Origin of the sequence: Pseudomonas sp. 58 R 12 (genome assembly GCF_900005865.1) — a bacterium.
Lineage (GTDB): Bacteria > Pseudomonadota > Gammaproteobacteria > Pseudomonadales > Pseudomonadaceae > Aquipseudomonas > Aquipseudomonas tritici.
Window position 1 is genome coordinate 288,392 of the sequence record NZ_CVTP01000019.1, and the last position, 14,251, is coordinate 302,642.

A 14,251-nucleotide genomic window follows, 5' to 3' on the forward strand; every position below is an offset into this window, starting at 1 on the left:
TGAAATATGAGTGATCAGTTGGCTTGGCCGGCGCGTTTCAACACGGCGTTGAGCAATACGTCGGTGCCCTGGCGCACGTCGTCGGGCAGCACATCTTCGGCTTCGTTATGGCTGAGGCCGCCGATACACGGGATGAAGATCATCGCGGTCGGGCAATAGCGTGCCAGGTGGATGGCATCATGTCCGGCGCCGCTGACGATACGTTGCTGGCTGTAGCCCAAGGCGTCCACCGAGGTTTGTACGCAGGCGACGCACTCGGCATCGAAAGGCGTGGCCGGGCTGATCCAGTGGGGGCTCACGATGACGGTCAGGCCGCGTTGCGCGGCAATGGCCTGCAACTGTTGGCGCACCTGTTGCTCCATGGCGTCTATCTCGCTGTCGCGGTGATGGCGCAGGTCGACGGTGAAATTCAGCAGGCCAGGGATGGTATTGCGTGACGATTTAGCGAGGCTCAATTCGCCCACGGTGGTCAGGCCTTCCGGGGCGAAATCGGCCGCCAGTTGCTCCAACGCCTGGATCATTTGCGCAGCGCCGTACAACGCATCTTTACGCAGCGGCATCGGTGTAGTGCCGGCATGGGCGGCCATGCCTTCGACCCGCACATCCAGCCAGCGAATCGCCTGGCCACCGGTGACCACGCCGATGCTCTTGGCGTTGTCTTCAAGGATCGGGCCCTGCTCGATATGCGCCTCGAAATACGCATCCACCGCGCCACCCAATGGGCGTGAACCGCTGTAGCCGGTGGCACGCAGGGCCTCGGCCACGCTGATACCATCAACGTCTGCGGTGGCCAGCGCCTTATCCAGCGCCAGGGTGCCGGTGAACACCGCCGAGCCGAGCATGGCCGGCGTAAAACGGGCGCCCTCTTCGTTGGTCCACACGGCGATTTCCAACGGTTTGCGCGTCTGGATAGCGTGATCATCAAGGCTGCGGATCACCTCCAGGCCCGCCAATACACCATAGACGCCATCAAAGCGCCCGCCTTCCGGCTGGGTGTCGAGGTGGCTTCCCATCATGACCGGTGCCGCCTCCTTATCCGTACCGGCACGACGGGCGAACAGATTGCCGATGGCATCCACGCTCAGGGTCAACCCGGCGGCTGTGCACCAGTGGCTGAACAACTCACGACCGGCTTTGTCTTCGGCACTCAAGGCCAATCTGCAACTGCCGCCGCGGGCTGTGGCGCCGATCTCGGCCATGGCCATCAGGCTGGCCCACAGACGCTCGCCATTAATCTTCAACATGACACATTCTCCCTCAAACGCTATGAGCCATTTCATGACGGTGAGCGGTGGCATGGCGGCGCGACAACGCCAGTACACACACCAGCGACACCGCCGCGATCAGGCTATAAAACACAGCCATGGGCCACCATTGGCCTTGGTATTGATGGGCCAGCCAAGTGCCAATCAACGGGGTGAGCCCACCGGCCAGCGCACCGCACACCTGGTATGCCAGGGAGATCGCGGTGTAGCGCACGCGGGTTTCAAACAGGCCGCTGACAAAGCCTGCGATCACCGCATAAAACGAAGCCATGCACACCACCGCCAGGGCGATGCCGAGGATGATCAACGGTGCCTGACCGCTGCTCACCAGTACGAACATCGGGTAGGGCGAAGCCATTGCCAATACGCTCATCGCGCACAGGAAGCGCGTAGCGCCAACCTTCTCCGCCACCCAGGCGGCCAGGGGCTGGACGCAGAACTGAATGATGGCAACGAAGAACAGGCACTCCAGAATCAGCGAGCGCGGCAGGCCCAGTTGCTGAGTGCTGTAGGCAATCATGAAGGTGTTGGTGAAATACACCCCGGCAATGCCCAGGGTGTTGGCGCCGATGCACAGCAGCAGCGGGCGCCAGGCGGTTCGCAGCACTTCAACGACAGGCGCCTGGTCTTTCTTGATGGCTCGCGCTTTTTCGGCCAAGGCTTTGTCTTCGAGGAATTCAGGCGACTCATTCACGCCCAGGCGAATCGCCAGGCCGACAACCAGCAGCAACGCGCTGGCGAGAAACGGCACGCGCCAGCCCCAACTGAGCAAGTCTTCTTCCGGCAAACGGGTGACCGCGCTGAACGCCAGCAACGACAGGATCAATCCCGCCGGGCTGCCCAACTGCGCGAAGGAAGCAAAGAAGTTACGCCGACCTTTCGGCGCATGCTCGCCCGCCATCAACACCGCCCCGCCCCACTCACCGCCGACGGCAATACCTTGCACAACGCGCAGCAGAACCAGCATCACCGGTGCAGCGGCGCCGATCTGGGCGTAAGTAGGCAACAGGCCGATACATACGGTGACCACGCCCATCATCACCAACGTGATGACGAGGGACTTCTTGCGCCCGATCCGGTCGCCGATATGGCCAAACACAATGCCGCCCAATGGCCGTGCAAAGAAGCCCACGGCGAAGGTGCCGAAGGCGGCCATGGTGCTGAACAGTTTGTCTTCGGAGGGGAAAAACAATTGGCCGAACACCAGCGCGGCGGCAGTGGCGTAGATGTAAAAGTCGTACCACTCGATCATGGTGCCGATAAAAGCGGCGGCCGCAGCACGGCGAGGCTGAGGCGAAGCGGAAGGCTTCATGGGGCTGGCTCCTTTGGTTATTTTTTTGGCAGGAGAAAGGTCGAACACATGCGCTCTGATGGCGCTTGTTGAGCGTGAGTTTTCGTCTCGAGGCTATGATTAGTCAATTTTCTATTTATTATTCCAATTATAAATCCTGCTTATTATTGAGCCGCACCATGTCCGAAACCCGCCGCGACATTCACCCCCTGCTCAACGACCGCCTGGACTGGAACCTGCTGCGCACTTTTCGCGTGATCGGCCAGGAGCTGAGCATCAGCCGCGCCGCCGCACGCCTGCACCTGACCCAGCCGGCGATCAGCCAAGCCCTCAAGCGCCTGGAAGAACAACTCGACTGCCAACTCATCGTTCGCCGTGGTCCACGTTTTGTGTTGACCGAGGCCGGTGAACAGATCTTCGCCATTGCCGGCGAGATGTACGGCCAGGTGTCGCAGATGAGCAACGCCCTGCAAAAACCCGGCGATGAAGTGATCGGCAAGGTGCGTTTGCTGATGATCAGCCGGATCAACTCGGACACCTTCGATGAATTTCTCGCGGGCTTTCACCGCGAACACCCTCGGGTAGACCTGGAGGTCGAGGTGATGCGCAGCTCGGACATCGTCGCCGCACTTCTGGAAAAAACTGCAACCCTGGGTTTGAGCCTCAACCGTCGGCCGCAGCCACGCCTGGAGCAGCATCTGTTCCTGCGCCAGCGCTATGCATTTTTCTGCGGCCGGCACCACCCGCTTTTCGGGCGCACCGGTTTGGCGGAGGGGGATTTGCAGTCGGAGAACTTCGTGAGTTTTACCAGCGACCAGATTGGCGGGATGCTGTCGCCGTTGACGATTTTCCGTGATCAACAAGGGTTTAGCGGGCGGATCGTGGCGTCCTCCTCAAGCCTTGAAGAAGTGCGTCGGTTGGTGATTGCCGGGTTTGGCTTGGGCTGTTTGCCGATTCATGTGGTGGCGGAGGATGTGAAGAACGGGCTGCTGTGGCGGCTGCCGCCGGATGAGGGGATCGCGGACGTGGATATTCATTTGCTGTGGAATCGGGAACAGAAGATGAGTCGGGCGGAAACGGTGTTTATCGAGAGCCTGTCAGAACGGCTTGGGCGATGACGCAGGCCTTGTAGTGGGTTCGACTACAAGGCCTTTTCTATCCAGCGGAGGTGACTTAGCTTCCGCGCTCCTTATTGGCTTGAGACAGAACCGAGGCGGCAAGCGCCTTGGTATCTTCGCTGTATTTATCGCTGCCCAGCACCTCTCCAGCTTTCTGCTCCATCTCTGCACTCGTCTGCTTGTCGGTGCCTTTCTGGGCTAAAGCTGAAGCGGCGAGGCTTTTGGCAATGGGTGAGGCGCTTTGGCTGTTGAGCGTTTCCGCCGCCAACGTCGCGATCTTGCCGGAGGTTTCTTTGGTATTTTTGCTCATGATGCAGTTCCTTTGCGGTTGGAGGCGCCCAATGTCGAGCGCTACCACAAAGTAATAAGGTGCCAGGTGTACCGCAATGCGCTGCTCGTAGGCAGCGTTTTGAAAGCCTGTACGAAAGGTGCATTGAACATGTAGTGCGTGCTAGAGCGTCGCATCGATTGCACTGATGATTACTATCGAAACGAGCGCCTGCCCGATTTTCACCACTGTTTCCTATAATCGCCTCCAAATTCCCTCCCCCTCGCCTGGCTTCAGGCGACGCTCATCCTGGAACCCAACCATGCCAAGTGCCAGCCAGGCCCCTCGCGGCCTTCCCGAACATAATCAACAAAGTGTCAAACAGCAGTGGTTGGCCATTCTCTCGGTTGCCGTGGGCGCGTTTGCCTTGGTCACCAGTGAGTTTCTGCCCGTGGGCGTGCTCAACGACGTCGCCAGCGACCTCGGCATCACCGCCGGCCACGCAGGCCTGATGGTCACCCTGCCTGGCATCATGGCCGCCCTCGCCGCCCCCCTGCTGTCGGTGATCATTGGCACCATGGACCGGCGCTATCTGCTGATCGGCCTGACGCTGGTCATGATTATCGCCAACTCAGTCGTGGCCTTCGCCAGTGACTTCAGCCTGCTGCTGTTCGGCCGCGTCTTGCTGGGTATCAGCATCGGTGGTTTCTGGGCGACGGCCATTGCCCTCAGCGGCCGCCTGGCCCCCAAGGGCGTGGGCGTAGCGAAGGCCACATCGATCATCATGATGGGGGTGACCCTGGCCACCGTACTGGGCGTGCCCGTAGGGACCTGGCTCAGCGGCCTGATGGGCTGGCGCATGACCTTCCTGGTCACCGCGCTGTTGGGCATACCGGTAGTCCTCGCGCAGGTCTTCCTGCTGCCCCGGCTCAACCCGGAAAAAGCCATTCACGTCAGTGACCTGCCGGCGTTGTTTATCAACCCACGGGCGCGGGTCGGACTGATCGCCGTATTGCTGATCGGCCTGGCGCACTTTGCCGCGTATACCTATGTCGCACCGTTCTTCAAAAACAGCTCCGGCTTCGATGGCCCGACGATTGGCTCGTTGCTGCTGATGTTTGGCGTGGCCGGGGTAGCGGGTAACATTTTCGCCGGCTTCGCCGCCAACCGCAGCGTGCGCTACACCCTTCTGCTGGTCGCGCTGATGATCGGCACCAGCACCGCTCTGTTCCCCCACTTCGCCACCGGTTTGACCGGCGCAGCCATGCTCATTGCGCTCTGGGGTTTCGCCTTTGGCGCCTTCCCGGCTTGCGCCAGTATCTGGATGTTTGTGGTCGCGCCCAAGGATGTGGAACGCGGCATGCCACTGTTCGTCGCCTTGTTCCAGGTGATCATTGCGTTGGGCTCGTTCTTTGGCGGGCGGATCGTCGATCAGATGGGCAGCTCGGTATTGTTGAGCCTGGCTACGGCGTTGGTGGGCTGTGGGTTTGTCACCGTGTTGGTGCTGGGGCGTAATGTGAGTAACAGCTTGGCGGCTCAACCTGCCTGACCAGACCAGTACCCATTAAAAAGCCTGCTGAGCCTTGAGTTCAGCAGGCTTTTTCAATGGTCGGGTACAACGCGAATTCAGTAACCCGCCGCATCCTCGAGCTTGCCACTGACAATGCTCACCCCCGAGCTTGTGCCCAGGCGGGTGGCGCCAGCTTCGATCATGCCCACTGCAGTCGCATAGTCGCGCACCCCACCCGACGCCTTGACCCCCATCTGCGGGCCGACGACGCGGCGCATCAGGGCGATGTCTTCCGCGGTGGCACCACTGCGGCTGAAGCCCGTCGAAGTCTTGACGAAAGCCACGCCCAGTTCACGGCAGATTTCGCAGGCCCGGATCTTTTGCGCCTCGTCCAACAGGCAGGTTTCGAGAATCACTTTCAGCGGCACCGCGCCACAGGCTTGATGCACTGCGGCGATATCGTCGCGCACTGTATCCAGCCGCCCTTCGCGCAGGGCGCCGATATTGAGCACCATGTCGATCTCTCCCGCGCCCACGGCGATTGCCTGTTGGGCTTCGAAGGCTTTACTCTCGCTCAGCCCCGCACCCAGTGGGAACCCGATCACTGCGCAGACTTTGACCTTCTGCCCTGCAAGCAATTGAGCGGCAAAAGGCACCTGGCCCGAGTTCACGCACACGGAATAGAACCCATATTCCTGCGCTTCTTTGCATAACTCTGCGATTTGCTCCCGCGTCGCGTCGGGCGCCAGTAAGGTGTGATCGATAAATTGTGCAAGTGCTGCGGGTGTGATTGAGGTCATGAAATCCGTTCCTGATGAAGGAGCACGATGGACGTAACGTATTAGAAAGCGCGCCCAACAAATGTTAATATAATACCAATAAATGATGTAATTACAACATAACTGGCCGATCGGAATACCTGTGGAAAGCAAACAATCAGAACGCATCAAACTGATCCAGCAAGCCCTGCAGGACCAAAAGGCGATCCATCTGCGGGAGATGGCCGCGTTGCTGGAAGTCTCGGAAATGACCCTGCGCCGGGATCTCAACCGCTACCCGGACAAGTTCCATCTACTTGGCGGGCATATCACGCTCGCATTCGACCCAGAAGGTGCGCCCGACTACAAAGTCACGGAGCAAGGCACTCGGCATGTGGAAGAGAAACGCCGCATCGGCAAGCTCGCGGCCGCGGTTATCAAGCGCGGCGACACGGTCTTCTTCGACTGCGGTACCACGGTGCCCTTTGTGATTGATTTCATCCCCGATGAACTGGAGTTCACCGCGGTCTGCAACTCGCTCAACGTGTTGCTCAAACTGCAGCAAAAACCCAACTGCACGATCGTCCTGTGTGGCGGCACCTTCCATCGCAAGAACCAAGTGTTCGACCATGCCGACGAGAGCAGCATCCTCGACAACGTGCGCTTGACCTGGGCATTCATCTCGGCCGCAGGCGTCAGCGAAACCTTCGGCGTGACCTGCTTCAACTTCAATGAAGTGGCGGTCAAACAGAAGGTCTTGCGCCAGGCCCAGCACCGCATGCTGCTGGCCGACCACAGCAAGTTCGACGTCGTGCGCACCGCGCATTTCGCCACCCTGGAACAATTCAACGTGGTGGTCTCCGATAAGAAGCTGCCCAAACCTTACCGTGAGCTGATCACGCAATACGGCGCGCAATGGGTGGTGTGAACCTCCCTCGCCACGCCTCATCAGCCGCCCAACTCATCCCGTAGGCGGCAACGCTCTTCGGCCGACAAATAACCGGTGCTCACGCTGAAAAGTGCACGTTGCCCGCCGGCCAACGAGCGCACATTGCCTTTGGCTTTTTCCGCCAGGTAGCCCTCGGGTTCGCAGGTAGAAGGCAAGACGAATGCGGCGACACCTTGGTCGGCGTTATGCAGGATCCAGCGGGTGGCATGGGAAAACTGATCGGGCCGATAGCGGGTGTAAAACGCCGAACCTTCGGGATGGTCCAGTAGAAAATGCGCATGGCCTGCAGCATCGGCGGGCACCTCTTCGAAGAAACAGACAATTTCCGGATCATGCAGCGCGGGGCTGTCCAGGCTGCTCAAGCGCGAAGGATCCTGGCTCAATTCAGCCATGTAGGCCGACCACTCGGGGGTCGGCTTGACGTGGGCCGGCACGCTGCTGCGAACCCGGACCCGGGCGCCGGCCAAGGGCTCGACCAGGCTGGCGCCGGGAATGTAGGCGTAGTTCATGTGGGCCATATACATCAGTTCCATGGCCTTGCCCGCAAGATTGGTGACCGCCATGCCGATATCAAATACCCCCGAGCCGACACGCAGGGTCAACGTGGGTGTGGCGCGATAGTGGTCGCCAAACCCCTGCACATACTCGTAGTCCCCACCCAGGCGCAGGTACAGGCCAGCGGCGTCTTCCCCCACTTCCAGCCAGGCGGCGTCCATCGGCGCGCAGGGCATTTCGCCGTGCAGCGGGTGGTCGTCGGCCGGGGCGGGGCAACCGTTGCGCAGCAGCCCGGCGTGGAACATAAAACAGCCGTAGGTGCCGATCACCGTCGAACTGGGCTTGGGCTGGCGAAACATGTTGCGCATCGTCAGCTCGCAACCGTCGAAGGTCGCGGACCAGATCATCTGCCCCTGGTAAGGCAAGGCCACCACGCGGCCGCGGGCATTTTCCAACGCCAGCGCCTTGACCCCACTGGGGTAGGTCCAGGCCAGCACGCGAAAAACGTCCGATTGCAGCAGGGTCTTTTCGACGCCGCTGAACTGCTCGGGAGACAAGGCCAGCGTGAAGGTTTTCATGAGGCCACCACAGCGCCAGCCCCAGGCTGCGCGGCGCGGCTGTGACGCATGCAGGAATAGGCGTAGGCCACAATCACCACAAAACACAGCAGGGGCACGCTGTACGCCAGCTGCATATTGCCGTGAGTGGCATCTGACAGCAGGCCTTGGAACACTGGAATCACCCCGCCGCCGACGATGCTCATCACCAGCAGAGAACCGCCGACACTGGTGTCTTCGCCCAGCCCTTCAATCGTCAGGCCATAAATGGTCGGCCAGCACGGCCCGAGGAAAATGCTCACCGCGACCGCTGCGTACACCGCGCTGATATTCGGTACCAGGATGGTGTAGGCGAGCAAGGCAATGGTCAGCACGCCGTAGATGGCCAGGACCTTGGCAGGGTGCAGCTTGCGCATCAACAGATTGGCGATCATCTTGCCGACGAAATAAGCGGCAAAGGTCGTCAGCAGGAACCATGACGCGCTGCGCTCGTTCATCCCGCCCATCTGCATCGCCAGGCGAATGGTGAAGCTCCAAACACCGACCTGGGCCCCCACATACAGAAACTGCGCCAGCACGCCGAAGGTAAAGCGCGGATTACGCGACAGGCGCGCCAGGCTCTGGCCAAGGCTGGGCTTTTTCACCTCAGCCTTGACGTTGCCCCGGCACGCGGGGAAGCGGGTGATGGCAATGAGGATAAACATCAGCACCAGCACCGCGATCATCCATTTGTACGGCAGCAGGGTCGACTGGATCATTTCCAACTGTTGGATAGCCGCCTCAGAGGCGCTCATTTGGGTCAGTTGTTCGTGGGTGGCGTCGGTGTCCTTGAACATCACGAAGCTGCCGACATACACGCCGGCCATGGCGCCGAACGGGTGGAAGGTCTGCGAGATGTTCAGGCGGCGGGTGCCGGTCTCCCGCGGGCCCATCAAGGTCGAGTAGGTGTTGCAGGCGGTTTCGAGAAACGAAAGCCCGCACGCGATCACAAACAGCGCCATCAGGAACATGCCGTAGGTGGCGCTGGATGCCGCAGGAAAGAACAGCGCGCAGCCCGCCATGTAGAGCATCAAACCCACGAGTATCGTGCTTTTATAGCCGAAGCGACGGACCACCAAGGCCGCCGGAATCGCGACGAAAAAGTAGCCCAGGTAAAACGCCGACTGCACAAACGCGGTTTGGAAATCGCTGAGCAAAAAGGCCTTCTTGAAATGCGCGATCAGCACGTCATTCATGCTGGCCGCCGCCGCCCACAGGGCGAAAATACTGCACAGCAGCAAAAACGCGAACCAGGGCGTGCGATTCAGGTAAAAACCATCGGCAGTTTGTTGGAGCGGGACTTTTGTCATTGTTATTCTCCGTGGGGTATACGGCGCGTCAGCCATACAGGGATGGCCGACATCGGTGATAGACGACTCAGGACGGGTCAAAAAACTCGGCGAACCGGGCAGCGTCGGGGTAGGAGCTCTGGGTGCCGAGGCCGGTGACCGAACAGGCGGAATACGCCACCGCCCGGGTCATGGCCGCACGCATATCGCCCTGCTGGGTCCAGTAATGGGCGAAGCAACCGATAAAGGCATCACCGGCGCCGGTGGTGTCCCGGGCCTCGACCTTGCGCCCAGGCACATGAAACTCACCCTCCTCGCCCACATACAGCGCGCCTTGCTCGCCGAGGGTGACGATCACGTGGCGAATACCCTGGGCGACCAACACCCGCGCGGCGAGCAACGCACTCTCAGGCCCCTCGACCGACTTGCCGGTGATCAGTGACAGTTCGCTTTCATTGGGAATGAAAAAATCCAGCTGCGCCAGATGCTCGCGGCTCAAACCAGCGACCGCAGGGGCCGGATTGAGCAACACCGGAATGCCGTGGCGTTTGGCAAACTCGATGGCGTAGTAGACGGTTGCCAAGTCGATTTCCAACTGCAGGACGATCAGGCTGCATTCGCGTAAAGCCGCGTCCGCGGCGTCGATATCAGCCGGCTTCAAATGCGCGTTGGCGCCTTTGACGATCAGGATGCTGTTGTGGGAATCGCTCTGCACAAAGATTGGCGCCACGCCGCTGGACACCCCCGGCACCCGCGTGACGTAGCGCGAGTCGATGGCATGGCGTTGAAAATTGGCCAGGGTGTTATCGGCAAACATGTCATCGCCCAACTTGGTCAGCATCAACACTTCGCTGCCAAGCTTGGCCGCCGCCACTGCCTGGTTCGCCCCCTTGCCACCGCACCCCATGGCAAAGCCCGGAGCCTCAAGGGTCTCGCCCTGCCGGGGCATTCGGTCGATATAGGTGACCAAATCCACCATGTTGCTACCGATGACCGCGATCTTATTCATGGATATCTTTACCTTGTGCACGATGTGGCAGGCACCACAGCGTTATTATTTTTGTTATTTAAATAACATTTTCTGTGACTATTCAACCTATTTTTTGTGAATGCGAAAAAGCTGGGCTGATGCGCTGACGAGCGGACGCGCGAATTCCGGACGCGACGACGCCGTACGAAGGCGCTCGGTTCGTTCGAAGGGTTGGCTGGAGGTGTAGAGAACTGCCGCGAATTGGCTTGGGTTTAAGTTGGAAAAAACCCTTGGCTTAAAGAATTTTGGTTACCTGCCGCTATAGAGGTTGAGTCTTGCTGTCTTTTCTATACAAGAAGAGGAAAAATGCTTTCGCGTCATGGATATATGACCTAAAGCTACTATCCTTCTTCATCAAAAAGGTACGTGTAGTTAAGGTGCTTACCGAAACGCGGAAGGACAAGCGTTATAGTGATTATCAAAATAAAGGGATATTTATGAGATTCGCTAAACTGTTCGGGGCAGCCACTCTACTCGCCTCTATGATTGCATCTGCCCAAGCTGGCACAATCGTCACCGTGAAGGTGAAGAACTCTACGACCGATCCAGCCGCGTACACTTTCGAGTACTTTTCAGGGAGTAGATAGCGCTCAAGCTATCTTCAGCATCTGGAGTATCACCATGGATTTTTCGATTAAATCGTATCAAGCAAGTACACAGGCAAAGGTTTCTACACAAGAGAAGCTTCCTTCGTCCAACCTTGTAAATTTGCCTTCAGGGAATGCCGCAATCAAGACGACGGAGACCGTCACAATCTCCGATTCCGCACGGGCACTGTACGCATTAAGTAGCGCTGATGATAAACAAGCCTCTATGTCCAATAGGGATTTAAAAGGACAATATGCAAAAGGTCAGAGCGATATGTACAATTTCGGGCAGCGGATTGCTGGCGGAAATCTTAATAATGAGGATCTACTTCCCAAAACAGATAACCCTGCCCGCTTGGCGTTAGGTCAGCAGTCACTGGATTACGCAGTTGGGCTTTCTAAGCGCCCCCCCGAAAAACTTCCAAACCCATTTGAAGGCATGGCCCGAAACGGGCTAAGCAATATTGTTTATGATGATTCAGGAACCTATACGGTTGCAGAACGATATGCCGCTTATGGGGAACTTAGTAAGCAGGATGAAACATATTTTTCCAAGTTGTACGCCACTATAACGAACGGCGGTGACAACAGTGAAATCTTCAAAGGCATCATGGACTATTTCGATGATCTTCCAGGGGTCGAGAAAGCGGCATACCCTGATGGCTTTAGGGACAGTATAAAAAGTCTTTACCAAGAGCAGCTAGGACAATCGGGGCCGCTCGCCCTTCTCAGGCAATCGACTGAAAACGACTCTGAGAAATTGTCAACGAGCTTCTTCAACAAGGAACAATCACCGGAGCATATGTTGCAGGCAGTCTTAGAAAAAGCGATTGCTCTTTCGACGGTCTGACCAGTCCAAAGCAACCAATGTGTCACTGCCGGGATTAGTTAGGAACGTCAGCAAGGTTCGAGAACGGTTGGACGATTGAACGAATCGAGGCAGAAGCGCAAAAATACCAATCCGAACTGTGTGGTTCCAAGACAGAAGAGTTGGATTGGATGTTCAGAAACAATGTTGATGATTCCTTCCGTGCTTACCTTGCTGCTGGGACAGAGAACCTAGATGAGATCCTAGGGGCGGGCTCTCCGCTTCTCACGATGATGGACGACCTCGATTCGTACCTAAATCCGCATGTGAGCGGTCTAAACGTAGAGGTCGACAATCAGATAATCCACCTGACGCGTATGAATGCCCGGTTCCTTTTGATGACCGGCTTTCGTATTGGCCTGACAGGTCACGTTTCAGGCATTTGAGCTTGCAAGGTGTCTAGAGAATCCGGGGCGATTCAGTGGGCAGTGAACCACCGATTGCCAATGTATTTTGGCGGCGATTGACTAGTAGAACTGAGTAGTAGAATCGAAAAACACTCAGACACAAAAAAGCCCCGTAAATCATAGATTTACGAGGCTTTCTGAATAATGGCGGAGAGATAGGGATTCGAACCCTAGGTACCGGTGAAGGTACAACGGATTTCGAATCCGTCCCATTCGGCCACTCTGGCATCTCTCCAACGGCGCGCATCATAACAGCGTGAATCAGGAAAGCAAAGCGCCGAAGCGATTTTTTTCCGTGCTATCAGATGCTTGCGTCAATTAAAGCGGTACGCCGAGACGATTGGCGACTTCTTCGTAGGCTTCGATCACGTCACCGAGGCCCTGGCGAAAGCGGTCTTTGTCCATCTTCTTCTTGGTGTCCTTGTCCCACAGGCGGCAGCCGTCCGGGCTGAATTCGTCGCCCAGGACGATGGAGCCGTCGTGGAACACACCGAATTCGAGCTTGAAGTCGACCAGCAGCAGCCCGGCGTCGTCGAACAGCTTGCTCAGCACGTCGTTGACCTTGAGGGACAACTCCTTCATGCGCGCCAGTTGCTCAGCGGTGCCCCAGCCGAACGCCACGACGTGGGATTCGTTGATGAACGGGTCGCCCTTGGCGTCGTCCTTCAGGAACAGTTCGAACGTGTATGGATTGAGCTTGAGGCCCTCCTCCACGCCCAGGCGCTTGACCAGGCTGCCGGCGGCGTAGTTACGCACGACGCATTCGACCGGGATCATGTCGAGCTTCTTGACCAGGCACTCGTTGTCGCCCAGCAGTTTGTCGAATTGGGTCGGAATGCCGGCCTCTTCGAGTTTCTGCATGATGAAGGCGTTGAACTTGTTGTTCACCATGCCTTTGCGATCAAGCTGTTCGATGCGCTTGCCGTCGAACGCCGAGGTGTCGTTGCGAAACAGCAGGATCAGGCGGTTGGCGTCGTCGGTCTTGTACACCGACTTGGCTTTGCCGCGGTAGAGTTCTTCACGTTTTTCCATGATGGGCTCCGCTTTGAGTGAGGTGGGCTAGGCGATGTGGCGCCAGTCGAGCCCTGAATCTTGATCGGCCAGTTGCAGCCAGTCCGGGTCGCACCCAAGGGTGTCGACAAAACATTGCCGGGCAAGCGTCGGCAGGTTGTTCTTGCTGCTCAAGTGGGCCAGGACCAAGTGTTGCAGGTCTTGCCAGCCCAACTCATACACCAGGTACGCGGCCTGGTGGTTGTTCAAATGTCCCAGTTCGCCGCCCACCCGCTGTTTGAGAAAGTAGGGGTAGTGACCGCGAGCCAGCAGGTCTCTGCAGTGGTTGGACTCGATCATCAACGCATCGAGGTTCCGGTAACCGTCCAGCACCTTGGCGCAGTAGGAACCCAGATCGGTGAGCACGCCGAAGCGCCGCTCACCATCGCTGAACACATACTGCGTCGGTTCCTGGGCGTCGTGCGCCACGGCAATCACATCAATGCTCAGGGCACCGATTTGCAGTTGCTCGCCACCGGCCAGGAAACCCGCGGGTTCAATGGGTTTGCGCATCCCGCGCAAGGTACCGCGACTGAGGTACACCGAAAGATTGTAGCGCCGAGACAGTAAACCCACGCCATGCACATGGTCGGCATGTTCGTGGGTCACCAGAATCGCGCTCAGCTGCGCGGGGTGAACCCCCAGGCGCAGCAGGCGTCGCTCGGTTTCCCGTAACGAGAAACCACAATCCACCAGCACGTACGTGTCGTCGTGGGCGACCAGCGTGCCGTTCCCTTGGCTACCGCTGCCGAGAACGGCAAAACGCATCG

The 14,251-nt window shown here is 58.3% G+C and carries 13 protein-coding genes and 1 tRNA gene; 4 read left to right on the forward strand and 10 right to left on the reverse strand.

From position 1 onward, the window contains the following. Nucleotides 1-14: 14 nt before the first annotated feature. Nucleotides 15-1,244, reverse strand: a complete 1,230-nt coding sequence (locus BFP95_RS16970; protein ID WP_065910465.1) for a Zn-dependent hydrolase — start codon at nt 1,242-1,244, stop codon at nt 15-17. A gap of 13 nt (nt 1,245-1,257) precedes the next feature. Further along, a complete protein-coding gene (locus BFP95_RS16975) occupies nt 1,258-2,577 on the reverse strand; it encodes an MFS transporter (protein ID WP_065874778.1) in 1,320 nt (439 codons plus the stop codon). Nucleotides 2,578-2,735: 158 nt separating this feature from the next. Between BFP95_RS16975 and BFP95_RS16980 the strand changes: the two genes are divergently transcribed. Continuing rightward, complete coding sequence (locus BFP95_RS16980) at nt 2,736-3,674, forward strand: LysR family transcriptional regulator (RefSeq protein WP_065874777.1); 939 nt, start codon at nt 2,736-2,738, stop codon at nt 3,672-3,674. A gap of 55 nt (nt 3,675-3,729) precedes the next feature. Here the strand turns inward: BFP95_RS16980 and BFP95_RS16985 are convergent, their stop codons facing one another. After that, on the reverse strand, nt 3,730-3,984 hold the full coding sequence (locus BFP95_RS16985) for a hypothetical protein (RefSeq protein ID WP_065910466.1): 255 nt from the start codon (nt 3,982-3,984) through the stop codon (nt 3,730-3,732). A gap of 280 nt (nt 3,985-4,264) precedes the next feature. Here BFP95_RS16985 and BFP95_RS16990 point away from each other — a divergent pair, with 280 nt between their 5' ends. Then, nucleotides 4,265-5,491: an MFS transporter gene (locus tag BFP95_RS16990; RefSeq protein ID WP_049709493.1), complete on the forward strand. Its 1,227-nt coding sequence runs from the start codon at nt 4,265-4,267 to the stop codon at nt 5,489-5,491. Between the two features lie 77 nt (nt 5,492-5,568). On the opposite strand, the gene deoC is transcribed toward BFP95_RS16990, so the two are convergent. Beyond that, complete coding sequence (deoC, locus tag BFP95_RS16995) at nt 5,569-6,252, reverse strand: deoxyribose-phosphate aldolase (protein ID WP_065882104.1); 684 nt, start codon at nt 6,250-6,252, stop codon at nt 5,569-5,571. A gap of 121 nt (nt 6,253-6,373) precedes the next feature. Here deoC and deoR point away from each other — a divergent pair, with 121 nt between their 5' ends. After that, a complete protein-coding gene (gene deoR, locus BFP95_RS17000) occupies nt 6,374-7,138 on the forward strand; it encodes a DNA-binding transcriptional repressor DeoR (protein ID WP_371905599.1) in 765 nt (254 codons plus the stop codon). A 20-nt stretch (nt 7,139-7,158) separates the two neighbouring features. Here deoR and BFP95_RS17005 read toward each other — a convergent pair whose 3' ends face one another. The 3 genes from BFP95_RS17005 to rbsK all read right to left on the reverse strand — a co-directional run bounded on the left by BFP95_RS17005 (nt 7,159) and on the right by rbsK (nt 10,548). Further along, the gene (locus tag BFP95_RS17005) at nt 7,159-8,232 is read right to left on the reverse strand and encodes an aldose 1-epimerase family protein (protein WP_065910467.1); all 1,074 of its coding nucleotides are present in this window, start codon (nt 8,230-8,232) and stop codon (nt 7,159-7,161) included. Beyond that, nucleotides 8,229-9,560 (reverse strand): L-fucose:H+ symporter permease, encoded by a 1,332-nt coding sequence (gene fucP / locus BFP95_RS17010; protein ID WP_065910468.1) that lies wholly within the window; start codon nt 9,558-9,560, stop codon nt 8,229-8,231. The genes BFP95_RS17005 and fucP overlap by 4 nt, the downstream gene beginning before the upstream one ends. Before the next feature lie 67 nt (nt 9,561-9,627). After that, nucleotides 9,628-10,548 carry a ribokinase gene (gene rbsK / locus BFP95_RS17015; protein WP_065874770.1) on the reverse strand — a complete coding sequence of 307 codons (921 nt, stop codon included), beginning with the start codon at nt 10,546-10,548 and terminating at the stop codon, nt 9,628-9,630. 642 nt (nt 10,549-11,190) lie between these two features. Here rbsK and BFP95_RS17025 point away from each other — a divergent pair. After that, nucleotides 11,191-12,006, forward strand: a complete 816-nt coding sequence (locus BFP95_RS17025; RefSeq protein ID WP_065910470.1) for a hypothetical protein — start codon at nt 11,191-11,193, stop codon at nt 12,004-12,006. Between the two features lie 570 nt (nt 12,007-12,576). Here BFP95_RS17025 and BFP95_RS17035 read toward each other — a convergent pair. From BFP95_RS17035 to BFP95_RS17045, 3 genes are all read right to left on the reverse strand, one after another. Beyond that, nucleotides 12,577-12,666 (reverse strand) — tRNA-Ser (locus BFP95_RS17035). Nucleotides 12,667-12,749: 83 nt separating this feature from the next. Next, nucleotides 12,750-13,463, reverse strand: a complete 714-nt coding sequence (purC, locus tag BFP95_RS17040) for a phosphoribosylaminoimidazolesuccinocarboxamide synthase (RefSeq protein ID WP_003172493.1) — start codon at nt 13,461-13,463, stop codon at nt 12,750-12,752. Between the two features lie 27 nt (nt 13,464-13,490). Then, entirely contained in the window at nt 13,491-14,249 is a 759-nt protein-coding gene (locus BFP95_RS17045; protein WP_065910471.1) for an MBL fold metallo-hydrolase, read from the reverse strand. Between the last annotated feature and the right edge of the window lie 2 nt (nt 14,250-14,251).